At 56.4% G+C, this 23,897-nt stretch carries 22 protein-coding genes; 14 read left to right on the forward strand and 8 right to left on the reverse strand.

Annotated features, from left to right (window positions below):
• From JWF83_RS12190 to rhtB, 4 genes are all read right to left on the reverse strand, one after another.
• Positions 1-3,932, reverse strand: a 3,932-nt coding sequence (locus tag JWF83_RS12190; protein ID WP_413650475.1) for a DUF6531 domain-containing protein, incomplete at its 3' end; no start/stop codon positions are given.
• Positions 3,933-3,935: 3 nt separating this feature from the next.
• Positions 3,936-4,373: a DcrB-related protein gene (locus JWF83_RS12195; protein ID WP_413650476.1), complete on the reverse strand. Its 438-nt coding sequence runs from the start codon at positions 4,371-4,373 to the stop codon at positions 3,936-3,938.
• A complete protein-coding gene (locus tag JWF83_RS12200) occupies positions 4,370-4,882 on the reverse strand; it encodes a bacteriophage T4 gp5 trimerisation domain-containing protein (RefSeq protein WP_413650477.1) in 513 nt (170 codons plus the stop codon). The genes JWF83_RS12195 and JWF83_RS12200 overlap by 4 nt, the downstream gene beginning before the upstream one ends.
• A gap of 315 nt (positions 4,883-5,197) precedes the next feature.
• Positions 5,198-5,821: a homoserine/homoserine lactone efflux protein gene (rhtB, locus tag JWF83_RS12205; RefSeq protein ID WP_413650478.1), complete on the reverse strand. Its 624-nt coding sequence runs from the start codon at positions 5,819-5,821 to the stop codon at positions 5,198-5,200.
• A gap of 114 nt (positions 5,822-5,935) precedes the next feature.
• Here rhtB and pldB point away from each other — a divergent pair, with 114 nt between their 5' ends.
• The 3 genes from pldB (at position 5,936) to JWF83_RS12220 (ending at position 8,805) form a co-directional block, all read left to right on the forward strand.
• Entirely contained in the window at positions 5,936-6,928 is a 993-nt protein-coding gene (gene pldB / locus JWF83_RS12210) for a lysophospholipase L2 (RefSeq protein WP_413650479.1), read from the forward strand.
• A 66-nt stretch (positions 6,929-6,994) separates the two neighbouring features.
• Entirely contained in the window at positions 6,995-7,795 is an 801-nt protein-coding gene (yigL, locus tag JWF83_RS12215) for a sugar/pyridoxal phosphate phosphatase YigL (protein WP_413650480.1), read from the forward strand.
• A gap of 146 nt (positions 7,796-7,941) precedes the next feature.
• Positions 7,942-8,805 (forward strand): carboxylate/amino acid/amine transporter, encoded by an 864-nt coding sequence (locus tag JWF83_RS12220; RefSeq protein ID WP_413650481.1) that lies wholly within the window; start codon positions 7,942-7,944, stop codon positions 8,803-8,805.
• Positions 8,806-8,860: 55 nt separating this feature from the next.
• Here the strand turns inward: JWF83_RS12220 and JWF83_RS12225 are convergent, their stop codons facing one another.
• Together JWF83_RS12225 and metR are read right to left on the reverse strand one after the other, a co-directional pair.
• Positions 8,861-9,337, reverse strand: coding sequence for a DUF1456 family protein (locus JWF83_RS12225; RefSeq protein WP_413650482.1), 477 nt, complete (start codon positions 9,335-9,337; stop codon positions 8,861-8,863).
• Between the two features lie 108 nt (positions 9,338-9,445).
• Positions 9,446-10,387: an HTH-type transcriptional regulator MetR gene (metR, locus tag JWF83_RS12230; RefSeq protein WP_413650483.1), complete on the reverse strand. Its 942-nt coding sequence runs from the start codon at positions 10,385-10,387 to the stop codon at positions 9,446-9,448.
• Positions 10,388-10,513: 126 nt separating this feature from the next.
• Between metR and metE the strand changes: the two genes are divergently transcribed.
• A complete protein-coding gene (gene metE, locus JWF83_RS12235; protein ID WP_413650485.1) occupies positions 10,514-12,790 on the forward strand; it encodes a 5-methyltetrahydropteroyltriglutamate--homocysteine S-methyltransferase in 2,277 nt (758 codons plus the stop codon).
• A gap of 60 nt (positions 12,791-12,850) precedes the next feature.
• Here the strand turns inward: metE and JWF83_RS12240 are convergent, their stop codons facing one another.
• Entirely contained in the window at positions 12,851-13,687 is an 837-nt protein-coding gene (locus JWF83_RS12240) for a dienelactone hydrolase family protein (protein ID WP_413650486.1), read from the reverse strand.
• 287 nt (positions 13,688-13,974) lie between these two features.
• Between JWF83_RS12240 and udp the strand changes: the two genes are divergently transcribed.
• The 10 genes from udp (at position 13,975) to hemB (ending at position 23,210) form a co-directional block, all read left to right on the forward strand.
• Positions 13,975-14,736: a uridine phosphorylase gene (gene udp / locus JWF83_RS12245; RefSeq protein ID WP_413650488.1), complete on the forward strand. Its 762-nt coding sequence runs from the start codon at positions 13,975-13,977 to the stop codon at positions 14,734-14,736.
• A 119-nt stretch (positions 14,737-14,855) separates the two neighbouring features.
• Entirely contained in the window at positions 14,856-16,391 is a 1,536-nt protein-coding gene (gene rmuC, locus JWF83_RS12250; protein WP_413650489.1) for a DNA recombination protein RmuC, read from the forward strand.
• A gap of 76 nt (positions 16,392-16,467) precedes the next feature.
• Positions 16,468-17,223 carry a bifunctional demethylmenaquinone methyltransferase/2-methoxy-6-polyprenyl-1,4-benzoquinol methylase UbiE gene (ubiE, locus tag JWF83_RS12255; protein ID WP_413650490.1) on the forward strand — a complete coding sequence of 252 codons (756 nt, stop codon included), beginning with the start codon at positions 16,468-16,470 and terminating at the stop codon, positions 17,221-17,223.
• Positions 17,224-17,235: 12 nt separating this feature from the next.
• Positions 17,236-17,841 carry a ubiquinone biosynthesis protein UbiJ gene (ubiJ, locus tag JWF83_RS12260; RefSeq protein ID WP_413650491.1) on the forward strand — a complete coding sequence of 202 codons (606 nt, stop codon included), beginning with the start codon at positions 17,236-17,238 and terminating at the stop codon, positions 17,839-17,841.
• Positions 17,838-19,475, forward strand: a complete 1,638-nt coding sequence (ubiB, locus tag JWF83_RS12265) for a ubiquinone biosynthesis regulatory protein kinase UbiB (protein WP_413650492.1) — start codon at positions 17,838-17,840, stop codon at positions 19,473-19,475. Before ubiJ ends, ubiB begins: the two co-directional genes overlap by 4 nt.
• Positions 19,476-19,597: 122 nt before the next feature.
• Positions 19,598-19,849 carry a Sec-independent protein translocase subunit TatA gene (tatA, locus tag JWF83_RS12270; RefSeq protein ID WP_413650493.1) on the forward strand — a complete coding sequence of 84 codons (252 nt, stop codon included), beginning with the start codon at positions 19,598-19,600 and terminating at the stop codon, positions 19,847-19,849.
• A 3-nt stretch (positions 19,850-19,852) separates the two neighbouring features.
• Positions 19,853-20,395: a Sec-independent protein translocase protein TatB gene (gene tatB / locus JWF83_RS12275; RefSeq protein WP_413650494.1), complete on the forward strand. Its 543-nt coding sequence runs from the start codon at positions 19,853-19,855 to the stop codon at positions 20,393-20,395.
• 2 nt (positions 20,396-20,397) lie between these two features.
• Positions 20,398-21,156, forward strand: coding sequence for a Sec-independent protein translocase subunit TatC (gene tatC / locus JWF83_RS12280; protein ID WP_413650495.1), 759 nt, complete (start codon positions 20,398-20,400; stop codon positions 21,154-21,156).
• A gap of 93 nt (positions 21,157-21,249) precedes the next feature.
• Entirely contained in the window at positions 21,250-22,032 is a 783-nt protein-coding gene (tatD, locus tag JWF83_RS12285; protein WP_413650496.1) for a 3'-5' ssDNA/RNA exonuclease TatD, read from the forward strand.
• Positions 22,033-22,184: 152 nt separating this feature from the next.
• Positions 22,185-23,210, forward strand: a complete 1,026-nt coding sequence (gene hemB / locus JWF83_RS12290) for a porphobilinogen synthase (protein ID WP_413650497.1) — start codon at positions 22,185-22,187, stop codon at positions 23,208-23,210.
• Between the two features lie 135 nt (positions 23,211-23,345).
• Here the strand turns inward: hemB and rfaH are convergent, their stop codons facing one another.
• Entirely contained in the window at positions 23,346-23,834 is a 489-nt protein-coding gene (rfaH, locus tag JWF83_RS12295) for a transcription/translation regulatory transformer protein RfaH (RefSeq protein ID WP_413650498.1), read from the reverse strand.
• Positions 23,835-23,897: the final 63 nt, after the last annotated feature.

Consider the following 23,897-nt stretch of genomic DNA (forward strand, 5'->3'; position numbering starts at 1 on the left):
GCCAGCCCGATCGGATCCGGCTGGGTAAACCCTGCACAATCCGGGTCAAAATATCTGAACAGATTATAATGAAGCCCGGTTTCCCTGTCGAGGTACTGCCCCTGCATCCTCAGATTCTGCGCATACCCCGTGCCGCGCAGGGACGAGGTTTCACGCAGCAGTTTGCCCCAGGCGCTGTTGTGTCCTTCCCAGCGCAGCCCGCCTTCCGCATCGGTCAGCCGCTCCGGCATGCCGTTCACCTGGTTGTGAAACCAGTAAATCTCCGGGTCCCGCACCCCGTCAATACGCGCCAGCGGCTCATAGCTGTGCGGGTCGCTGTAGACATAGGTCAGCGGCACCCCGTGCTGAATCTCCTGCAGCAGCCGGAATCCTTCCCAGATAAAACGGGTGGTGACGCTTTTGCCCGCCGCCTGCCCGTTCAGCTGCTGACTGACGGTTTTACTGATGCGCCTGCCCAGCGGGTCGTAAGCAAAACTGACCCGGGTGCGCGCCCGGTAGTGGTCATGCGGTTCGCTCAGCACCTCCGTCAGACGATGTTCGCCGTCGTAGCGGTAGTGCCAGCGCATCTGGCCGTTGTCCTTCTCCACCGTGCGGCCGTGTACGTCGTGGCGCCAGCGGATGCCGTTCAGCTGCGTGACCCGGTTATGGCGGATGCTCATGCCCGGGTCTGCGTTGTGGTCCAGCGGATTGCCCGCCGCATCCCGGCGCCACTGTTCCGGAGCGGCCAGCGACCCTTCCTGCGTCAGCAGATATCCGGCATCGTCGTACTGCCAGCGGCTGTGGCTGAACGGATTGTCGTCACGTTCGTCGCGCACCAGGTTATTGCGGTAGTCATACTCCAGCCGCGAGGACCAGAGGCGCGGGGCCGGGCGCCGGGCATTGCCGCTGAAGACGTCGCGGCGCCTGATGCGCCCCAGACGGTCATAGTCGCGACGGGTGGTCAGCCGCCCCTGCGTGCGGCTGATTTCACGGTGCAGTTCATCGCGGGTGAAATCGCTGACCGGCAGGGTATCCAGCGCGATGCTCAGCAGGTGGCCGCTGCCGTAGTAAAGCGACTTCAGCTGGCGGCCATCCGGCAGCGTCAGCGAGGTGGTGTTGCCCGTCGCGTCATACTGCCACGCCAGCGCCCCCTGCGGGCCCCGTTCAGCGGTGATGCGCCCCAGCGCGTCGTACTCAAAGCGCAGTTCCTGCTCCGCCTCGCGGCTCCGGCTGTTCTCCCCCGGCGGCGGATGCAGTGACAGGCCTGCCAGCTGGCCGCCTTTTGTATAACTGTACCGGGTGCGCCCTTCCGGCGTGGTGCGCGCCAGCAGCTGCCCGGCGGCGTTGTAAGCAAAGCTGTGGGTGATGGCCTCAGGATGACCGGCGGCAAAGGTGCGCGCCACGGTGCGACCACAGGCGTCATAGTCATAGCGCGTGGCCACGCCGTCGAGCCCGGTCTCTTCCAGCAGCAGCGAGTCCGCCCCCCAGCGGAAGCGGTATGTCCCGCCGTTCCCGTTTTCCAGCGCGGTCAGCCTGCCGCGGCTGTCCCGGTGGTGTTTCACCTCCTCACCCTGCGGATTGCGCGTGGCGACCAGCCGCCCGGCGGCGTCATAGCGAAACTCGCTGCGCTTACCGTCGGCGGTCTCATGGCTCTGCAGCAGGCCGCGCCGGTCCCAGCTCAGGCGCTCTTCCCAGCCCTGCGCGCGGGTTAACAGCAGCGGACGCCCGGCGGCATCATACTGATAGCCGGTTTCCTCCCCTTCCGGGTCAGTTTCTGCCGTCAGCCAGCCCAGCGGATGATAGCGATAGCGGGTGATACGCCCGGAACAGTCGGCTGAGCGGATCACCTGCCCGGCGTCGTTGTAATCCATGCGGCGGACGTTGCCCGCCGCGTCCACTTCTTCCGTTACCAGGCCGTATTCATCGCGCCGCAGCAGCGTGGTCTGGCCCAGCGCGTCAACGATGCGCACCAGCCCGTGATGTTCATCGTAGTAATAACGGGTGGTGCTGCCGTCGGGGGCGGTAATCACCGCCGGTAACGCACGGTGCGGCAGCCAGCGGGTGGCGACGGCGTCGCCGGCGGCGCCGGTCTCCTGTACCCGGTTGCCCGCCCCGTCATAGCTGAAGCTCACCGCGTTACCGGACGGGTCTGTACGGCGCGTCAGCAGCCCGTTATCGTCCCACTCCCAGAGCCAGTTCCCGCCGCGTTCATCAGTAAAGCGGGTAATCAGCCCCTGCGCATTCCAGTAGTGCCGGCGCTGCAGGCCATCCTGCCCGGTCACGGTGGTCAGCCCGGCGCTGAGGTCATAGCCGATGCGGCAGGCGTCGCCGGTGCTGGTGCGGTTTTCCACCACGCGCCAGTGATCAAATTTTTCCCAGCGGTATTCGCTTTCCAGCCCGCCCGCCAGCCGGTGCCAGATCATCAGGCCTGCGTCGTTGTAACGATATTCACGCCGCACCACGCCGCCGGCATCCGTGACCGAGGCCAGCTGGCCGCGCGCGTCATAGCCCCAGGCGACCAGCGGCCAGCGGGTGTCGCCATCAAACTGACTGGCGGCGGTAGGGCGGGCCGGAAAATGGGGATGGTCATAATGCAGGGTGACGTCAGTCGCCAGCGGCTCATCATGGATGCGCACCAGCCGTCCCTGTTCGTCCCGGCTCAGCTCCAGCCGGTTACCGTATTCATCGCTCAGCGAGGCCAGAAGCAGCCGCTGCGGGTTGCTGCTGTCGGCGCGGAAAAGACGCCACACCGCGCCGTCGTCACCGGCAATCGCCACATCGCCGTGTTCGTTGCGACGCACGATAACGCCCTCACTCAGGCTGTACAGCACCTGATCCACCGGCGGCAGGGTGAAACTCAGCTCGCGCCCGGTGTCGTCAAACCAGCTTACCTGGTTATCTGCCAGCGTCAGGTAGCTGTCAAATACCGTCGCCCAGCCGGTGCCGAACAGGCCGCAGCGGGACGTCAGGCTGTTATAGCTGCGCTGCCAGCGCAGCGCAAAGCGGCCCGGCAGGGCAAAATCCAGTTCGCTGTCGTCATTAAGAACTTTTACCCCGGTGGCGGCATGCACCGGGTTGGGGGTGGCGAACACCGCGCTGAACGCCATATCCGCCAGCATCCCGCCGGCCGCCGCGACCAGCGCACAGGGCATATTTTTCAGGATTTTGCCGGGACGACCACGGATCAGCGACAGGGCGATCATCGCCACGTTCAGCCCCGCCTGCCTGCCGCTGGTGATATCCCGCACCCGCAGCGTTTCGCCGCCGATAATCACGTCCGGCGACACCCGGCCGGAGACTTTACCTTCACAGGTGGTGAGATCTCCGGCGCGCACCGCTGGCTGGCCGTTGATAAATACGCTTCCGGAGCCTTCAGCCAGGTACTGCGGGCCGCTATGCTTCCGGCAGCCGACCTTATCCTGCTCCCGCGGCGAGGTGCCCTCCGCCGCTGAGCCGACGGTGGGCTGCCACATCTCGCGGCCGGACTGCTGCGCGGCGGCCAGCAGCATACCGCCATAATCCGCAAAGCTGTCCGGCGACTGCGGCGCCGGCGGCGGGATGCCGGCGGGGGTCAGGGTTCCGGCCGCCCGGGCGGCAGGCAGGCCGTTGATCAGTACGTTATCCGAGCCGCTGTCAATCACCCCCGCCGGAGAGGGCGGGAAAATCATATCGCCGATGCCGCCCGCCGCCGCGCTGATATCATCAGTGATGCCGGCCATATTCGCCAGCACGCCGCCGATGATGCCGCTCAGCAGGCAGCCGGAACCTATAGCCGCCACCCCGGCGGCGACAGCCCCGGCCCCCAGCAGCGGCGCGGCCACCGTGGCGGCAGCGGCCACCGCCGCGCCGGCGAGGGCACAGGCTGCCCCTTCAGCCACCAGGCTGGTGATATCGGCGAAAAGGCCGGAGTGGATAATCGGGTCGCCCTGGCGGGCCGCATGGCTGTCGCTCATGCCTTACCCCCGGTTATCGTTCAGCGTCAGACTTTGTTGCAGGGCGCTCCAGCGCTGTCCGTCTTCCTCACTGAAAGGACGCAGCGCGGAAAGGGTAAACAGCAACATGACCGGCTTCGCCGGCAGCTGCAGCGCAAGTTGTTTCTGCCACAGCGGCAGGTGATTGCGCACAAATGCGCTTTCCACTGCCACCGCCCGCAGGCTGTTATCCGCACCGGCCGTTACGCGCACAAACCCGCTCCGGGTAATTTCCCCGGCCTGCGCACGCAACATCTCCCACTGGCGTTGCAGTTCCTGTTCAACGTCACTGCCATCGGGGATGGCGCCGCGCGTCACCACCAGTGACAGGCCGCTGTTATCATCGCGCAGAATATTGATGGTGTTGTCCTGCCACGCGGCCGGAAAGAGTGAAAATGAACCTTCCTGAAGGGTGTATTTCATAATGCATTCAGCTCAATCGCGCTGTCGCCGCACTGCAGACGCAACGTAGTGCCGGAGCCAATCACACCGGTCTCTGCAACCGCATCTATTTTGCCCCGTGCGGTATAACGCTCTTCACCGCCGTTTACCCCCTGGACCCGGTTGGTTTCCACACGATAAAGCTGATTGACGCCGACATAATGGTGATGGTTGCTGCCGACAGAACGTGATGCGTCGTTTTTAACGTTCACATCCCTATTCCGCTCCGCCGGCAGCCACTGCTGTTCCGCTCCGCGTTTATCTTCAAAGCGCAGCGCATTGGCATTGTCCGGGATGTCGGTTTTACTGTGGCTGATAAAGTCCATCTGAGTGGCGGCAGCTCCCTGCGTTCGCGGTGTGCATCGGTGCTCACGGCCGGTATCCAGCGCAAAAGAGCATGATCTCACTTCGATGCCAGGGAGTTTGCGGAAAAACAGTTTTTCGACAGGTAGTTGCAGAGAAAAGCGTTCAGGTACAGGATTCCTATCCATATAAGGTTAAATTCCTTTTTATTTAACTTTCACCAGTTTGTTATTTAGCAGTATGATAATTTTAAATAAAACAGTTACTATAAAAATTAATAATAAAATATATTATTCATTATTATTTTGATAAATTATTCTGGGTTTTATTTTCTATCATATTAACAGCTGAAAGCGTACGACTTTCTGATGCCATTATTTTAATGCCATCACACTGTTGTCAAAAATAAGCTATTCCCCCATGGCGGCGGGGGAACAGGATAATCGCACTGGCAAGAGTTGCGTAATGGTCTGACTCCATATCATCAGATCGGCCCCACCGGATTACGCCACCTTTCGCGCTGTCGCCAGTAACGCACCTACCGCCATAAACAGACCGCCAAAAATACGGTTAAGTAATTTCATCTGACGCGGTCCTCTGATCCAGCCGGCAATCCGTGTCGCCAGCGTGGCGTAACCGATCATCACCACAATATCGACCACGACCGTGGTGACGCCCAGCACCAGATACTGCAATGCCTGCGGCTGATGCGGAATAATAAATTGCGGGAACAGTGCGGCGAGAAACACAATACTCTTCGGATTGGTCAGGTTGACCAGTACCGCGCGTTTAAACAGACGACGACGCGGCATCGCTTTGGATACTGCACTCAGATCGATAGCACCGGCGGAACGCCACTGCTGAATACCCAGCCACACCAGGTAGCCGGCCCCGGCCCATTTCAGAATTTCAAACGCCAGCAGCGACTGGGAAAACAGCGCGCCCAGGCCAATACCGACCAGCACAATATGCAGTGAAAGCCCGACTTGCAAACCGGAGATAGAGGCGACGGCGCCGCGATAGCCGTGGCTGATACCGGTACTCATGGTATTAATTGCGCCCGAACCGGGCGACAGGCTGAGGATACTGGTAGTTAAAAGGTAAGTCAGCCACCATTCGATGGTCATGGGTAAAACTCCCTGAGTGCGCAGAATTATGACACAATACGATATTGTGGAACGATCTGCTATCGCCTGCGCAGCGGGTAATAGCGTCGATGATATTTTGCGGAATTCCTGCCGATGACGAAGCATAGAAATAGCTGGCCGACACGTGAGAAGGCTTTTGCTGCATTCGCCACCGGGCCGTTGCTCGATTTCTGGCATCGCCGGGAGGAGCGCGAGTTTGAGGGCGTCGAAAACGTACCGATTCGCTATGTGCGCTTTACCGCGCCCCAGCATGATAAGGTGGTCCTGCTGGTGCCGGGGCGTATCGAAAGTTACGTGAAATATCCCGAACTGGCGTGGGATCTGTTCCATTGCGGTTATGATGTGATCATTATTGATCACCGCGGCCAGGGACGATCCGGGCGTCTGCTCCAGGATTCCCACCGCGGACACGTCGTGGAATTTGGCCACTATGTTGATGATTTAGAAGCGCTCTGGCAGCGCGAAATTGCCGACAGTGCTTACCGCCATCGCTATGCGCTGGCGCATTCAATGGGCGGCGCCATCCTGACGCTATTGCTGGCACGACAGCCGCAGGCGTTTGATGCGGTGGCGCTGGCCTCGCCGATGTTTGGGATCTATTTACCGATGCCCTCATGGATGGCGAACCGTATCCTTAACTGGGCGGAGAAGCGTCCGGCGATACGCGAAGGCTATGCGCTGGGAACCGGTAAGTGGCGCGCACGCCCGTTTGGGATTAATACGCTGACCCACAGCCGCGAGCGTTATCGCCGCAATCTGCGCTTTTATGCTGATGACCCCGGTCTTCGTGTCGGCGGCCCGACCTACCATTGGGTACGGGAAGGGTTACTGGCCGGGCAAAATATTTTAACTAAAGTCGCCGATATCCATACCCCGATCCTGCTGCTGCAGGCAGGTGACGATAAAATCGTCGATAATCGGTCCCAGGATCTGTTTTGCAAGGCAATGAGTGCCGCAGGCCATCCCTGCGAAGGGGGCAAACCTCGTGTTATTGCTGGCGCGCGCCATGAGATCTTGTTTGAAAGAGACGATATGCGTGCCGAAGCCTTAGATGCCATCGTGGATTTTTTCGCGCGGCATAGTTAGCCACATTACTCAGATTTATGTCAGGTACGCCTGATCTCCTTCTTTAACCAGAGGTTTGAAAGCATTATGTATCACGTTGTCGCATCCGATCTCGATGGCACGCTGCTATCGCCCGATCACAGACTGACGCCTTACACCAAAGAAACACTGAAGTTATTAACCGCGCGCGGCGTCCATTTCGTGTTTGCTACCGGACGTCACCATATCGACGTATCACAGATGCGCGATAATCTGGAAATCGATGCCTTTATGATCACCTCTAACGGTGCGCGCGTGCACAATACCGCCGGTGAGCTGGTCTTCAGCCATAACCTGGCTGGCGATATTGCAAACGATCTGTTTGCCATTAAATACCACGATCAAAATATTCTCACCAACGTCTATCGCGATGACGAGTGGTTTATCAACCGCCACCGTCCGGAAGAGAAACGTTTTTTCCGTGAGTCGATCTTTAATTACAACCTGTTTGAACCGGGCATGCTGGATACCGATGGTGTCAGCAAGGTGTTCTTCACCTGCGACGATGCCGACGCATTATTACCGCTGGAACAGGCGATTCTGGCGCGCTGGGGCGATCGGGTGAATGTCAGTTTCTCATTTCCTACCTGCCTGGAAGTCATGGCCGGTGGTGTCTCGAAAGGACATGCGCTGGAAGCGGTAGCAAAAACCCTCGGCTACTCGCTGAAGGAGTGCGTGTCGTTTGGCGACGGGCTGAATGATAAAGAGATGCTGGCGATGGCAGGCAAAGGCTGCATTATGAGCAATGCGCATCAGCGCCTGAAAGATCTGCTGCCGGAGCTGGAAGTGATTGGCAGCAATGTCGATGATGCAGTGCCGCACTATCTGCGTAAGCTGTTCCTGGCGTAGCGCTGCCGGGTCGCAACCAGGGCGCCGCCGCTCCGCCGGTGGCGGCCTGAGATGTTGTTTATTTGACCGCTTGTCAACCAGAAACTTGCTGCTGCCTGACAGCAATTGGTTACAATAGCGCCCTCTTTTTCTGACAGGTGCTTATTGTGGCATTACTGATTACCACCACCATTCTCTGGGCGTTTTCCTTTAGTCTGATCGGCGAGTATCTGGCAGGTCAGGTCGATAGCTGGTTTTCGGTGCTGATGCGCCTGGCGCTGGCCGCCGTGGTGTTCCTGCCTTTTCTGCGCTGGCGTGGCCATAAGCTGTCGACGCTGCTGCTGTATATGGCAGTGGGGGCGATGCAGCTGGGGATCATGTATTTATTCAGCTTCCAGGCTTATCTCTATCTCAGCGTCTCAGAATTCCTGCTGTTTACCGTGCTGACGCCGCTCTATATCACGCTGATTTACGATCTGCTCAGCGGGCGCGGTATACGACCAGGGTATGCGCTCAGCGCGCTGCTGGCGGTGCTGGGGGCGGCGATTATTCGTTACGACAAAGTCAGCGATCATTTCTGGTTCGGCCTGCTGCTGGTACAGCTGGCGAACCTGTGCTTTGCCATTGGCATGGTGGGTTACAAGCGGTTGCAGGAAATCCGTCCGATGCCGCAGCATACCGCCTTCTCGTGGTTCTATATGGGCGCGGTGATGGTGGCGATTATCGCCTGGTTGCTGTGGGGTAACCCGCATAAATTGCCAACCACCACCCTGCAGTGGGGCATTCTGGTCTGGCTGGGGGTTGCCGCTTCCGGGCTGGGCTATTTTATGTGGAACTACGGCGCAACCCAGGTGGACGCGGGCACGCTGGGGATCATGAACAATATGCATGTTCCGGCTGGTCTGCTGGTCAATCTGGCGATCTGGCAGCAGCAGCCACACTGGACCAGTTTTATTATTGGTGCGGCGGTCATTTGCGCTTCATTGTGGGTACATAAACGCTGGGTAATCGGCAAAACCGTCCGGGCATAACATCATCAGGTTACCACCGGAGCGACCGTATGCGCTCCGGTTACTGTCAGCACGATCAGGCTTTTTTTACCGCCGGTCGCTTCTTCATGGTCAGCCCTTTTAAAAAGTTTCTCAGGATCTGATCGCCGCATTCGCGGTAGTTTTTATGCCCGGGTTTGCGGAAGATGGCGCCAATTTCTGCCTGAGAGACGGCAAAGTCCGCCAGTTGCAGAATTTCGGTAATATCGGTGGTTTTCAGATTAAAAGCCACGCGCAGCTTTTTCAGGATGATATTGTTGGTCATCTTGCGCTCGACGGAGGGTACCGGCGCCTCTTCGCTTTTACCGCGCAGAGAGAAAATCAGGCCATTGAGGAAGTAGCCCATCAGCACGTCAGGGCAGGCGCGAAAACCGTCTTCCTCTTCTTTTTTCAGAAAGGCTTGCATCTCTTCGACAGAGGCTTCGCTCTCTGCCAGCGCCAGAATACTGACCATTGTAGCGTCACTCATATCCAGCATGTAGCGCACGCTGCGTAACACGTCATTATTGGTCATATTGAAATCTCTTCAGTTAGTAAAATGCAATGCTGCGCATTATACACATCGCTCCCTTGTAGGGGAGCCATTAATGGCTCCCGGCCGCGGGGCGTAAAATCACCAGCGTCAGGGCAGGCTGGCAGGGAGCGGGAGCGGGGTACCCGGGCGCGAAGCATCGCGCACAAATGGCAGATTATCGCAGGCGTGCTGGCGTGCGGAGCGGACAAAGGCTTCCACCACCGGCTGGCGCTGTTCGCCATCACGCACCGCCGCATACAGACGGCTCCACAACCCGGCACCCAGCGTGCGGGTAACGATTAGCCCCTGATGTTCAAAGCTCTCCACCACCCAGTGCGGCAGGGCGGCGATGCCCATGCGTGCCGCCACCATCTGGATCAACAGTAGGGTATTATCGACGCTTTTCAGCGCCGGACTGACGCCTGCCGGTTGCAGGAAATGGCGCCAGATATCCAGACGCTGACGCTGCACCGGATAGATCATCAGTACTTCACTGGCGAGATCTTCCGGTGAAATATGTTCAACCTGCGCCAGCGGATGATCAGGCGCCAGCACCAGCCGCACCTCAAAATCAAACATCGGTGAATAGTGCAGGCCACTGCGCGGCAGAATATCCGAGGTCAGCACCACATCCAGCTCACCCTGCTGTAGCGCCGGTTGCGGGTCAAAAGTCACCCCCGATTTAAAGTCCATCACCACCTGCGGCCAGTTCTGGCGAAAATTGTCCAGCGCCGGCGTCAGCCACTGAATACAGCTGTGGCACTCAATCGCGATGCGCAGCGTGGTCTGATGCGGCTCATGGCAGGCCTGTAACGCCTGCTGGATCTGCGGCAACACCTGCTCCGCCAGTTGCAACATGATCTCTCCCTGCGGCGTAAAACGCAGTGGCTGGCTTTTACGCACAAATAGCCGGAAGCCAAGACGCTGTTCCAGATCGCTGAACTGATGGGATAACGCCGATTGCGTTTGGTGGAGCTGGGCGGCGGCGGCGGCCAGGGAGCCTGTATTCCTTAAGGCCTGCAGCGTCCGCAGGTGTTTGAGTTCGATCATGAGAGTCCTTCACATCGATGGTGAACAATTTGCGCTTGTGGTTAACAGATTACCTGCACAATATAGCAGTGTAAACATCTGGACGTCTAAAACGCCAGATTGACCTCACTAGCTTAGGACAAAGATATGACCATTCTGAATCATACACTCGGATTTCCACGCGTCGGTCTGCGTCGCGAACTGAAAAAAGCCCAGGAAAGCTACTGGGCCGGCAATAGCACTCAAGAGGAATTGCTGGCTGTGGGCCGTGAACTGCGTGCCCGCCACTGGCAGCAACAAAAAGATGCCGGCGTCGATCTGCTGCCGGTAGGCGACTTCGCCTGGTATGATCACGTACTGACCACCAGCCTGCTGCTGGGTAATGTCCCGGCTCGCCATCAGAATAAAGACGGTTCGGTCGATCTCGACACGCTGTTTCGTCTCGGCCGTGGCCGTGCGCCAGGCGGTGAGCCGGCAGCGGCGGCAGAAATGACGAAATGGTTTAACACTAACTATCACTACATGGTGCCGGAGTTTGTGAAAGGCCAGCAATTTAAGCTGAGCTGGACGCAACTGCTGGATGAAGTCGATGAAGCGCTGGCGCTGGGTCATAAAGTGAAACCGGTATTGCTGGGCCCGGTCACTTACCTGTGGCTGGGTAAAGTCAAAGGCGAACCCTTTGACCGCCTGTCGCTGTTAAAGGAAATCCTGCCGGTGTATCAGCAGGTACTGGCTGAACTGGCAAAACGCGATATCGAATGGGTGCAGATCGACGAACCTGCGCTGGTGCTGGAGCTGCCTGAAGCGTGGTTACAGGCGTTCAAACCAGCCTGCGATGCGCTGCAGGGCCCGACTAAATTACTGCTGACCACCTATTTTGACAGTATCGGCCAGAACCTCGACACCATCCGCGCCCTGCCGGTTAACGGTCTGCATATCGACCTGGTGCACGGCAAAGATGACGTGGCGGCTCTGAATGCGCAACTGCCAGCCGACTGGTTACTGTCTCTCGGTGTGATTAATGGTCGTAACGTCTGGCGTGCGGATCTGAGCAGCTGGTTTGAGCGTCTGCAACCGCTTATCGCCCAGCGTAAACAACTGTGGATTGGTTCTTCCTGTTCCCTGCTGCACAGCCCAATCGATCTCAGTGTGGAAACCCGCCTTGATGAAGAAGTGAAAAGCTGGTTCTCCTTCGCTCTGCAGAAGTGTGGTGAGCTGTCGCTGCTGACTAAAGCGCTGAACAATAACGATCCCGCCGCTCTGGAAGCCTGGAGCGCACCGATTCGCGCCCGTCGTCACTCCAGTCGGGTGCACAACGCCGCCGTGGGTCAGCGCTTAGCGGCGATCACCAGTAAAGACAGCCTGCGTGACAGCAGCTATCAGGTGCGCGCCAAAGCGCAGCGTGAGCGTTTTAATCTGCCAGCATGGCCGACCACCACTATCGGTTCATTCCCGCAGACCACCGAGATCCGCGGTCTGCGTCTGGATTTCAAACAGGGTCGTCTCGACGGCAACCGCTACCGCACCGGTATCGCTGAACATATTAAGCAGGCGATTGTGGAGCAGGAGCGTCTGGGCCTCGACGTGCTGGTCCACGGTGAAGCCGAGCGCAATGACATGGTGGAATACTTTGGTGAACACCTGGATGGCTTTGTCTTTACCCAAAATGGCTGGGTGCAGAGCTACGGTTCACGTTGCGTGAAACCACCGGTGATTATCGGTGACATCAGCCGCCCGGAGGCGATTACCGTTGAGTGGGCAAAATATGCTCAGTCGCTGACCGACAAACCGGTAAAAGGCATGCTAACCGGTCCGGTAACCATTCTTTGCTGGTCGTTCCCGCGTGAGGATGTCTCGCGTGAAACTATCGCCAGGCAGATTGCGCTGGCGTTGCGGGATGAAGTGGCCGATCTGGAAACTGCCGGTATCGGTATTATTCAGATTGATGAGCCGGCGCTGCGCGAAGGTTTGCCGCTGCATAAGTCCGACTGGGCGGCGTATCTCACCTGGGCGGTGGATGCCTTCCGTCTCAATGCTGCGGTAGCGCAGGATGAAACCCAGATTCATACCCATATGTGTTACTGCGAGTTCAACGACATTATGGATTCCATTGCGGCGCTGGATGCGGATGTGATCACTATCGAAACCTCACGTTCCGATATGGAACTGCTGGAGTCGTTTGAGGAGTTCGATTATCCGAACGAAATTGGTCCGGGCGTGTATGACATTCATTCACCAAACGTACCCGATGTGGAGTGGATGGAAGCGTTACTGCTGAAAGCGGCGCAGCGTATTCCGGTTGAGCGTCTGTGGGTAAACCCGGACTGCGGCCTGAAAACCCGCGGCTGGACCGAAACCCGTCAGGCGCTGGCAAACATGGTGCAGGCGGCGCAGAACCTGCGTGCGGCCAAAGCCAAAGCTTAAGTTTTTCTGCGTAAAGTGTTGTGTTGGAATTATCGGGGCGCTCGCGCCCCTTTTTTTTGCTTACCCTTCCGGGGTAACGCCCGCGCGCTTAAACCAGGCCAGCATGCGTTGCCAGCCATCCTGCGCCGACTCCTGATGGTAGCTGAGGCGGTAATCGGCATTAAATGCATGCCCGGCATCGGGATAGACCACGATCTCGGCATCGGCATTGGCGGCACGCAGCGCCTGACGCATCAGCGCGATGCTCTCCTGCGGAATGCTGTCATCTTTTCCGCCATACAGACCGAGCACTGGCGCATTGAGATCGACCGCAATATCCAGCGGCTGCTTCGGTTGCTTCAGGGTTTTTTCCCCGACCAGTTTTCCGTACCAGGCGACCGCCGCTTTCAGCTGCGGATTATGCGCGGCGTACAACCAGCAGATCCTGCCACCCCAGCAAAAACCGGTAATCGCGGTATTACGCATATCACCGCCGTTGCGCGACGCCCAGTTGGCGACGTGATCGAGATCGGCCAGTACCTGCGCATCCGGCACTTTGCTGACCAGCTCTTGAAGCAGAGTGGGAATATCATCGTAGTCGGCGGGGTCGCCTTCGCGGAAATAGAGCTCCGGCGCGATAGCCAGGTAGCCCTCAGCCGCCAGCCGGCGGCAGATATCGCGAATATGTTCATGCACGCCAAAAATTTCCTGCACCACCATCACCACCGGTAGTGCGCCGCTGGCCTGTTTCGGCCTGGCATGGAAAGCGGGCATGTTGTCGCCCTGAGTCGGTATTGAAGTTTCACTGCACTGGATATCAGCGCTACCGGTAAAAATAGTGGTGGATGCCGTGGGTAAAACGGCAGGTGCAAAGCCACTACTGCCGGGCTTTTTAGCCATGTTATCTTCGGTTGTCATTGTCCTCTCCATGCTAAGCATTAGCGCGATCAGGTAACTATAGCCAGGATTACGCATCGGATATGTGCTGCGCGCCGACACTCTCTTTAACACTCGTGTAACCCGATGCGCAGTGGGGTATGGCGAAAATCTCGCTGATAATGCTTATTTATGTGATGCATATCACTTTATTTTAAAAGTTAAATGCAACTTTCATTTTCATAAGTGAGTGTAATCACACTATTGTGGCGATGATTGGCTTACAGTAGCGTATAAATTTCTTCATCCAACTCATTCAGGAGTCTGTTATGGCCGAGTCTGATGTGTTCCACCTTGGTATTACCAAAGCCGACCTGCAAGGCGCGACGCTGGCAATTGTGCCCGGCGATCCTGAGCGGGTGAAAAAAATTGCCGCCCTGATGGACAACCCGGTTCATCTGGCTTCGCATCGTGAATTTACCAGCTGGCGCGCTGAACTGGATGGCAAGCCGGTGGTGGTCTGCTCTACCGGCATTGGCGGTCCCTCAACCTCCATCGCGGTGGAAGAGCTGGCGCAGCTGGGCGTGCGCACTTTTCTGCGTGTCGGGACAACCGGCGCCATTCAGCCGCATATTAATGTTGGCGATGTGCTGGTCACCACCGCGTCGGTACGTCTCGATGGCGCCAGCCTGCATTTTGCCCCAATGGAGTTTCCGGCGGTAGCCGATTTTGACTGTACCACCGCGCTGGTGGCGGCGGCGAAAACAGCAGGCGCCACTACGCATATCGGTATTACGGCATCATCCGATACGTTCTATCCTGGCCAGGAGCGCTATGACACTTTCTCTGGTCGCGTCGTCAGCCGTTTTCAGGGCTCCATGAAAGAGTGGCAGCAGATGGGCGTGCTGAACTATGAAATGGAATCCGCCACGCTGCTGACCATGTGCGCCAGCCAGGGCCTGCGTGCCGGCATGGTCGCCGGGGTGATTGTCAATCGTACCCAGAAAGAGATCCCGGACGCAGTCACCATGAAGCAGACCGAAAGCGATGCGGTCAGCATTGTGGTCGAGGCGGCGCGTCACCTGCTGTAACCCCCGAGGGCGGCATTGATGCCGCCCACGCCAGTCACTGACTCCTCTTATTTTTATCTGGACATTTATACAGTGCGCCTCTACCTTTTCACTGTTTGACGCGGTGTGCGGGAGGATCGGTGGACAGAGAATATCTTTTGGGCGTGTGTTTCGGGCTGGCAGGGTTGCTGGTGGGATGGATTATTGCTTATTTCCGTAACGGCCAGCAGCAGGCGGCTCAGGAAACCGAGCGGCGTTTATTAGCCCAGTCACTGCAACAGGCCGAACAGCAACAGCAACGCTTGCAACAGCAGCTGCAGTCGCAGCAGCAAGAGCTACAACTGGGCGAAAAAGAGCTACGCCAGCTGCATGGCGCGCTGGCTGCCGCGCAGGAAAAACTGCATCACTTTGATCACTGGCGTAGTGAGAGCGAACAGCTAAGCCGCGAGCTGCGCAATCAACTGGAAATTAACAGCGCCCAGGAAGCGGAACTGCGTGAGGTCACTATTCGCCTCGAAGAGACGCGCATGGCGGCAGAAGAGAAACAGCGCTTGCTGACCAACAGCGAGCAGCGCTTAAGCGCCCAGTTTGAAAACCTCGCCAACCGCATTTTTGAAAACAGCGGACGCCGGGTTGATGAGCAAAACCGCCAGAGCCTGAATGGCCTGATCACGCCGCTACGCGAGCAGCTTGATGGCTTCCGTCGTCAGGTGCAGGAGAGTTTTGGTCAGGAAGCGCGGGAGCGTCATACCCTTTCCCATGAGATCCGCAATCTGCAACAGCTAAATGCGCAAATGGCGCAGGAGGCCATCAACCTGACCAAAGCGCTGAAAGGCGATAATAAAACCCAGGGTAACTGGGGGGAAGTGGTGCTGGGGCGCGTACTCGAAGCATCAGGATTGCGCGAAGGGCATGAATATCACACCCAGGTGAATGTGCAGGTCGATCAGAACAGTCGTATGCAGCCGGATGTGATCGTGCGCTTACCGCAGGGTAAAGATGTAGTGATTGATGCCAAAATGACGCTGGTGGCTTACGAGCGCTACTTTAACGGCGACGATGAGCTGGCGCGCGAGCAGGCCATCAATGAACATATTGCGGCGATCCGCTCCCACCTGCGTGGACTCAGCCGTAAAGATTATCAACAATTGCCTGGTTTACGCTCGCTGGATTATGTGCTGATGTTTATCCCGGTAGAACCGGCGTTCCTGATAGCCATCGATCGCCAGCCGGAACTGATTAGCGAAGCGCTGAAGCTGAATATTATGCTGGTCAGCCCGACGACTCTGCTGGTGGCGTTGCGCACCATTAACAATCTCTGGCGCTACGAACATCAAAGCCGTAATGCCCAGCGTATTGCCGAGCGTGCGGCGCGGCTGTATGACAAGATGCGGCTGTTTGTCGATGATATGACCAGTATCGGGCAGAACCTTGATAAGGCGCAGGACAGCTACCGTACGGCAATGAAAAAATTGTCGGAAGGACGCGGCAATCTTATCGCCCAGAGCGAAAGTTTCCGTCAGTTAGGGGTAGAGATAAAACGGCCGATTAATCCGCGGCTGGCGGAGCAGGCCCTACCGGAATCAGCTGACAATAACCTTGATCGGCAGGACGATCCGCAGAATGAATCGCGGGATCAACCGGTCAGCGAGATGCCGCGACGAATCAATGAATAAACGCGGGGTTAGGGTGCCTGGCTACCCTTACTCTGATACACTTCGATGATATTTGATTGTGGAGCAGGCAAAACAAATGGCAGATGAACCCAGGGAAACCACACATTTCGGCTTTCGCACGGTAGCGAAAACCGAGAAAGCTGACATGGTTGCTGATGTATTCCATTCGGTAGCGGCTAAATATGACCTGATGAACGATTTGATGTCTTTTGGCATCCATCGTATCTGGAAACGTTTCACCGTCGATTGCAGCGGCGTGCGTCGCGGGCAACGCGTACTGGATTTGGCGGGCGGCACCGGTGATCTGACGGCGAAATTTTCCCGTCTGGTGGGTGAAACCGGTCAGGTGGTACTGGCTGATATCAACAGCTCGATGCTGAAGATGGGGCGTGAGAAGCTGCGCAATAAAGGCGTGGTGGGTAACGTTAGCTATGTGCAGGCCAATGCGGAAGCGCTGCCATTCCCGGATAACTATTTTGACTGCGTTACCATCTCTTTCGGTCTGCGTAATGTCACGGAAAAAGAGAAAGCGCTGGCTTCGATGTTTCGCGTGCTGAAGCCAGGCGGTCGTTTACTGGTGCTGGAGTTCTCTAAGCCGGTGCTGGCGCCGCTGAGCAAAGCTTATGACGCCTACTCCTTCCATATCCTGCCGCGTGTCGGTGAGCTGGTGGCGAAAGATGCCGAAAGCTATCGCTATCTGGCAGAGTCTATCCGCATGCATCCTGACCAGGAAACGCTGAAAGCGATGATGATGGATGTGGGTTTCGAAAACACCACTTATCACAACCTGACGGGCGGCATTGTTGCGCTGCATCGTGGATTCAAGTTTTAACCAGGAAAACGCATGACCTTAACGCCGCTGTTAACCGCAGGTCTGGAGACCGCGCTTAACCATATTCTGTATCGCGATCGTGGACTGAAAGCGGCGCGTCAACGTTTAAATGGCAAAACTCTCGCCATCGACCTGCAGGAGCTGTCACCACCGCTGACGCTGGTGTTTGGCGACCATCAGGTCGATGTGCTGGGTGAATGGCATGATGCGACCGACTGTACGGTCAAAACCCGTCTCTCCGTACTGCCAAAGCTGCGTGATCGCCAGCAGCTCACCACGCTGATCCGCAGCGGTGAGCTGGAAGTTGTCGGCGATCTGCAGGTGGTGCAGCACTTCTCCGCCCTGATTGATATGGCTGAACTTGATCCGGCGGAATATCTGGCGCCGTGGATTGGCGATATCGCCGCCCAGGGCGTCAGCCAGTTTGCCCGCCGCGGAGCCAGCTTTCTGCGTGCTGATCTGCAGCGCAAGCAGGGCTATGCGGCGCAAGTGTTAACCGAAGAGTGGCGAGTGGCGCCGGGTAGTTTAGAAGTCGCGTGGTTTGCTGAAGAAGTCGATGCGGTGAACCGTTCACTGGACGCGTTCAGCGCCCGGTTAGATCAACTGGAGGCGAAATGACGTTGGGTGAAATTCGCCGACTCTATTACATCATCAAAGTGTTTCTTAGTTACGGCCTTGATGAGCTTATCCCGCGTACCCGCTTCGGCCTGCTGATTCGGCTGTGGCGGCGCTCGGTGTTCTGGATCCCGAACCAGCATAAAGATAAGCCGTTAGGCGCGCGTCTGCGCATGGCGCTGGAGCAGCTGGGGCCGGTGTGGATTAAGTTCGGCCAGATGATGTCGACACGCCGTGATCTGTTCCCTCCGCATATTGCCGATCAGCTGGCGATGCTGCAGGACCGTGTGGCGCCATTTGATGGCGCGCTGGCGCTCCGTCAGATTGAGCTGTCGTTAGGCACTACCATTGAAACCTGGTTTGATGATTTCGATATTAAACCGCTGGCCTCCGCTTCCATTGCGCAGGTTCATACCGCGACGCTGAAAGAGAATGGCCGGAAAGTGGTGATCAAAGTGATCCGCCCCGATATCCTGCCGGTGATCAAAGCGGATATGCGATTGATCTATCGTCTGGCGCATTGGGTACCGCGCCTGTTGCCGGATGGCCGCCGTTTGCGCCCGGTGGAAGTGGTGGCGGACTACGAAAAAACCCTGATCGATGAGCTTAATCTGCTGCGCGAGGCGGCGAACGCCATTCAGCTGCGGCGCAATTTCGATAAAAGTAACATGCTGTATATCCCTGAAGTCTATTCAGATTATGGCAGTGAATCGATGCTGGTGATGGAGCGCATCTACGGTATTCCGATTTCCGATGTGGCCGCGCTGGAGCAGCATGGCGTCAATATGAAGCTATTAGCCGAGCGCGGTGTGCAGGTGTTCTTTACCCAGGTCTTTCGCGACAGCTTTTTTCATGCCGATATGCATCCCGGCAATATCTTTGTCAGCTATGAGCACCCGGAAGATCCGCAATATATCGGTATCGACTGCGGTATTGTCGGCTCGTTAAATAAAGAAGATAAGCGTTATCTGGCCGAGAACTTTATCGCCTTCTTTAACCGTGACTACCGTAAAGTGGCCGAGCTCCATGTCGATTCCGGCTGGGTGCCGCTGGATACCAATGTCGAAGATTTTGAATTTGCCATTCGCACCGTCTGTGAGCCGATTTTTGAGAAGCCGCTGGCAGAGATCTCCTTCGGACATGTGTTATTGAATCTGTTTAATACCGCGCGCCGCTTTAATATGGAAGTGCAGCCGCAACTGGTGTTGTTGCAGAAAACCCTGCTGTATGTGGAAGGGGTTGGTCGTCAGCTCTACCCGCAGCTCGACCTGTGGAAAACCGCCAAGCCGTTCCTTGAAGAGTGGATTAAAGACCAGGTTGGCATTCCGGCAATTGTGCGGGCGCTGAAAGAAAAAGCGCCGTTCTGGGCAGAAAAGCTGCCGGAACTGCCGGAGTTATTTTACGACAGCTTGCGTCAGCATAAACGATTGCAGCATAGTGTTGACCGGCTGGTTACCGATATGAGCGTCCAGCGCACGCGTCAGCATCAGTCGCGTTTTCTGTTTGGCATCGGCGCCACCCTGCTGGTTAGCGGTACCGCGATTCTGTTAACCCGCCCGGACTGGGATTTTTTACCGGCGGTGATGATGGCGGGTGGTCTTGTGGCATGGCTGATGGGCTGGCGCAGGACAAACTGATTGTCATGAAAGGTAAAAAGACGCTTTAATGCTGTAACCATTAGTCTGTACACCGTGACGCAGCTCTCAGTTGTTATATACTGCGGTTCTGACACATTACTTCTTATATCAGAGGCATAAACATGGGCGGTATCAGTATTTGGCAATTGTTAATTATTGCGGTGATTGTCGTACTTCTGTTTGGTACCAATAAGTTGCGTACCCTCGGTTCTGATTTGGGCTCATCGATTAAAGGCTTTAAGAAAGCGATGGGTGATGATGACCAGAAAGAAAAAGACTCCCAGGATGCTGATTTTAATGCCAAAACTCTGGCAGATAAGCCGCATACCGACGCGAAAAGCGCAGAAGTTAAGAACGACAAAGACAAGGTGTAAGCCGTGTTCGACATAGGTTTTAGTGAACTGGTATTGGTGTTCGTCATCGGGCTGGTAGTGCTCGGGCCCCAACGCTTACCGGTTGCGGTCAGAACCGTGGTCGGCTGGATCCGTGCATTACGTTCGTTAGCATCAAGCGTGCAAAATGAACTGGCGCAGGAGCTGAAGCTGCAGGAGCTGCAGGACAGTCTGAGAAAAGTCGAGCAGGCCAGCAAAGATTCACTGTCGCCTGAGCTGAAAGAGTCGATGGAAGAGCTGAAGAAGACAGCCGAATCCATGAAACGTTCTTACCTTGGCGACAATGAAAAAGCTGACGACGAAGCCAATACCATTCATAACCCTTTGGTGAAAGATCCAAAGGAGTCACATGAAGGCGTAACGCCTGCTGAAGCCGGTGCGCAAGCCAGCGCACCGGTTCAGGTACCTGATGCTGTTGATCCGGTGGTGAAGGCAGAACCGGCCATTAAAGTGGATTCTGTTGTAACCCCTGAGCCAGCAGCAGCGCGCGCCCCGGTCTCAACCACTCAACCAAGCGGTGAACGTTAAACATGGCAGTTGAAGATACCCAACCGCTGATCAGTCATCTGATAGAGCTACGTAAGCGCCTGCTAAATTGCATTCTTGCGGTTTTAGGGATCTTTTTAGCGCTGGCCTATTTCTCCAATGATATCTATCAAATCGTTTCCGCACCGCTAATCAAACAGCTGCCTGCCGGTGCCAGTATGATTGCCACTGATGTGGCCTCACCTTTCTTTACCCCGATCAAGCTGACGATGATTGTCTCGGTGTTTCTGGCGATACCGGTGATCCTCCATCAGATATGGGCGTTTGTAGCTCCGGCGCTTTACCGGCATGAGCGCAAACTGGTGATGCCGCTGCTGTTTTCCAGTTCCGCGCTGTTTTACATCGGTATGGCTTTTGCCTATTTTATCGTCTTCCCGCTGGCGTTTGGCTTTTTTGCCAAAACCGCACCGCAAGGCGTGTTAATCGCGACAGACATTAATAACTATCTTGATTTCGTCATGGCGCTCTTTATGGCGTTTGGCGTCTCTTTTGAAGTGCCGATTGCGATTGTATTACTGTGCTGGACGGGCGTGACGAACCCCGAAGAGCTGAAGAAAAAACGTCCCTATGTGCTGGTAGGCGCATTTGTGGTGGGTATGTTACTGACGCCGCCTGACGTTTTGTCACAAACTTTGCTCGCTATTCCGATGTACTGCCTGTTTGAAGTCGGCGTATTCTTTGGTCGATTCTATGTCGGAAAGGGACGTCAGGATGATGATAAGGAACAGGAGTCCGATTCCTGATGATCTCAGGGAATACGCGATTCCGGCCATGCCGCGCGGAATGTAAAGCTATAGCCAACCGCCCGTAAGGGCGGTTACTGTTTGGAAAGAAATATGTTTGATATCGGTGTAAACCTGACCAGTACGCAATTCGCCAAAGACCGTGAAAAGGTGGTAAAACGCGCGCGTGAAGCGGGCGTCACCGGCATCCTGATCACCGGTACCAATGCGCTGGAAAGCCAGCAGGCACAGAGCCTGGCGCAGCAGCACCCCGATTTTTGCTGGTCTACCGCCGGCGTTCATCCGCATCATGCCAGCGAGTGGTCCGGCGATACCGCCGCCACTTTGCGCCGCCTGACGGAAAGTGACCAGGTGGTGGCAATTGGCGAGTGTGGACTGGATTTTAACCGCAACTTTTCCGCTCAGGATCAGCAGGAGTATGCGTTTCATGCGCAACTGGAGCTGGCGGCGGAACTCGCAATGCCGGTGTTTCTGCACTGTCGCGATGCGCACTCACGTTTTATCGCCATTCTCAAACCCTGGATGGATAAGTTGCCTGGCGCGGTGGTGCACTGTTTTACCGGCACGCAATCTGAAATCGAAGAGTGTCTGGCGCTTGGGTTATCGGTTGGTATTACCGGCTGGGTATGTGATGAGCGCCGCGGCATGGAATTACGCCAGTTACTGCCATTGATCCCCGCGGACCGCTTACTGCTGGAGACCGATGCGCCTTATCTGTTGCCGCGGGATATGCAACCCAGGCCGCCTTCCCGCCGCAACGAACCCTGTTTTCTGCCCCATATTGTTCAGCAGGTCGCTGCCTGGCGTGGTGAAGATGCTGAATGGTTAGGACAGCAGACCACGGCGAATAGTCGTAACTTATTCAAAATAGGATAGTGATATTCAGGCGTTATCGTCACCGCCAGTTTGAGCGAGGACAGCGCGCCATGATCCGAGCGTACCCGAAGTACGTGAGGGGAATGAGCACTGCCCCGGTTCAGAATGACAACTAAGATAGCCTGGATCACGCCAATCGGAGATAGATACTAATGAGTTTTGCTTTCCCTGGCGCCTTCCCAGGCCGCCGCTTACGCCGCGTTCGTCGCCATGATTTCAGCCGTCGTCTGGTTGCTGAGAATCAGCTGACAGTCAACGACCTGATCTATCCGGTATTTGTGATGGAAGGCCATAACAAGCAACAGGAAGTGTCGTCAATGCCCGGCGTTTTCCGGATGACGATCGATGTGCTGGTCAAAGAAGCGGAAATCATTGCAAAGCTGGGCATACCGGTACTGTCACTGTTTCCGGTGATTGAAGCGGATGTAAAATCCCTCCATGCCGAAGAGGCGTATAACCCGGATGGCCTGATACAGCGCGCGGTACGCGCCCTGAAAGCTGCGGTGCCGGAGCTGGGTCTGCTGACCGATGTGGCGCTCGACCCTTATACCACCCATGGTCAGGACGGCATTATTGACCAGCATGGTTATGTGATTAACGATATCACCAAACAGATTCTGGTGCGTCAGGCGCTGTCACATGCGGCGGCGGGGGCGGAGATAGTGGCGCCCAGCGATATGATGGATGGCCGTATTGGCGCGATCCGCGACCAGCTGGAACTGGATGGTCATGTTAACACCCAGATTATGGCCTACTCGGCGAAATATGCTTCCTGCTACTACGGTCCATTCCGGGACGCGATTGGCTCATCCGGCAATCTGAAGGGCGGCAATAAGTTTACCTATCAGATGGATCCGGCGAACAGTGATGAAGCGCTGCAGGAGATTGCGCAGGATCTGCAGGAAGGCGCCGATATGGTGATGGTGAAGCCGGGCATGCCGTATCTGGACGTAATCCGTCGGGTAAAAGACACCTTTGGCGTGCCGACCTTTGCCTACCAGGTTTCGGGTGAGTATGCGATGCATATGGCGGCGATTCAGAATGGCTGGCTGGCCGAGAAACCGGTGGTTATGGAGTCGTTACTGTGCTTTAAACGCGCGGGGGCTGACGGTGTTCTGACCTATTTCGCGAAACGTGTTGCGCAGTGGATCCGCGACGAGCAGATGCAGCCCAGGTAACCCGTGTAATTGATGGTAGGGGCGGCATTTATGCCGCCCGTGCCGATGATTAGCACCAACCTCAATGACGGCATTTATGCCGCCCGTGCCGATGATTAGCACCAACCTCAATGGCGGTATTTATGCCGTCCGTGCCTACAGTTTCTGAAACTGCAAATTATCGACGCTGCGAACAATCTGCTTATTCAGCAGATTAAGCAGCAGCATTGAGCGCGCTTCACCATCCGGTTCGGTGAAGATCGCTTTTAACCCTTCGAAGGTCCCGTCAATAATCAGCACCTCATCGCCAGGCTGCGGCGTCTCGGGGTCGACCATATTCTCCGGTGTTTCCGTCTGCAAAACCTTAATCACATTCTGCGGCACTGTTGCCGGCAGGGCGCCAAAGCGCACAAAGTGACTGACGCCACGCGTAGCGCTGATGGTCGTGGTGTGAATGGCTTCAGGGTCAAACTCAATAAACAGATAATTGGGAAACAAGGGTTCACTGACGGTTGTACGTTTACCGCGCACGATTTTTTCCAGTGCGATCATCGGGCTCAGGCAATGTACTGACTGGCGCTCAAGATGCTCTTTTGCGCGCAGCAGTTGGCCACGTTTACAGTACAGTAAATACCAGGATTCCATAATGTCACTTTCCAATTACCAGAAGCTAAGAATAGCAAAACTGCTGTGAGAGTTGTAGCAACA

This window comes from Pantoea sp. B65 (genome assembly GCF_047308185.1).
In the GTDB taxonomy this organism is placed as follows: Bacteria; Pseudomonadota; Gammaproteobacteria; order Enterobacterales; family Enterobacteriaceae; genus Erwinia.

Excerpts from the sequence above, each read along its gene's own strand:
- JWF83_RS12195 (WP_413650476.1), bottom strand. The coding sequence starts at position 4,373 with ATGAAATACACCCTTCAGGAAGGTTCATTTTCACTCTTTCCGGCCGCG.
- JWF83_RS12200 (WP_413650477.1), bottom strand. The coding sequence starts at position 4,882 with ATGGATAGGAATCCTGTACCTGAACGCTTTTCTCTGCAACTACCTGTC.
- rhtB (WP_413650478.1), bottom strand. The coding sequence starts at position 5,821 with ATGACCATCGAATGGTGGCTGACTTACCTTTTAACTACCAGTATCCTC.
- pldB (WP_413650479.1), top strand. The coding sequence starts at position 5,936 with ATGACGAAGCATAGAAATAGCTGGCCGACACGTGAGAAGGCTTTTGCT.
- yigL (WP_413650480.1), top strand. The coding sequence starts at position 6,995 with ATGTATCACGTTGTCGCATCCGATCTCGATGGCACGCTGCTATCGCCC.
- JWF83_RS12225 (WP_413650482.1), bottom strand. The coding sequence starts at position 9,337 with ATGACCAATAATGACGTGTTACGCAGCGTGCGCTACATGCTGGATATG.
- metR (WP_413650483.1), bottom strand. The coding sequence starts at position 10,387 with ATGATCGAACTCAAACACCTGCGGACGCTGCAGGCCTTAAGGAATACA.
- metE (WP_413650485.1), top strand. The coding sequence starts at position 10,514 with ATGACCATTCTGAATCATACACTCGGATTTCCACGCGTCGGTCTGCGT.
- JWF83_RS12240 (WP_413650486.1), bottom strand. The coding sequence starts at position 13,687 with ATGACAACCGAAGATAACATGGCTAAAAAGCCCGGCAGTAGTGGCTTT.
- udp (WP_413650488.1), top strand. The coding sequence starts at position 13,975 with ATGGCCGAGTCTGATGTGTTCCACCTTGGTATTACCAAAGCCGACCTG.
- ubiE (WP_413650490.1), top strand. The coding sequence starts at position 16,468 with ATGGCAGATGAACCCAGGGAAACCACACATTTCGGCTTTCGCACGGTA.
- ubiJ (WP_413650491.1), top strand. The coding sequence starts at position 17,236 with ATGACCTTAACGCCGCTGTTAACCGCAGGTCTGGAGACCGCGCTTAAC.
- ubiB (WP_413650492.1), top strand. The coding sequence starts at position 17,838 with ATGACGTTGGGTGAAATTCGCCGACTCTATTACATCATCAAAGTGTTT.
- tatA (WP_413650493.1), top strand. The coding sequence starts at position 19,598 with ATGGGCGGTATCAGTATTTGGCAATTGTTAATTATTGCGGTGATTGTC.
- tatC (WP_413650495.1), top strand. The coding sequence starts at position 20,398 with ATGGCAGTTGAAGATACCCAACCGCTGATCAGTCATCTGATAGAGCTA.
- tatD (WP_413650496.1), top strand. The coding sequence starts at position 21,250 with ATGTTTGATATCGGTGTAAACCTGACCAGTACGCAATTCGCCAAAGAC.
- hemB (WP_413650497.1), top strand. The coding sequence starts at position 22,185 with ATGAGTTTTGCTTTCCCTGGCGCCTTCCCAGGCCGCCGCTTACGCCGC.
- rfaH (WP_413650498.1), bottom strand. The coding sequence starts at position 23,834 with ATGGAATCCTGGTATTTACTGTACTGTAAACGTGGCCAACTGCTGCGC.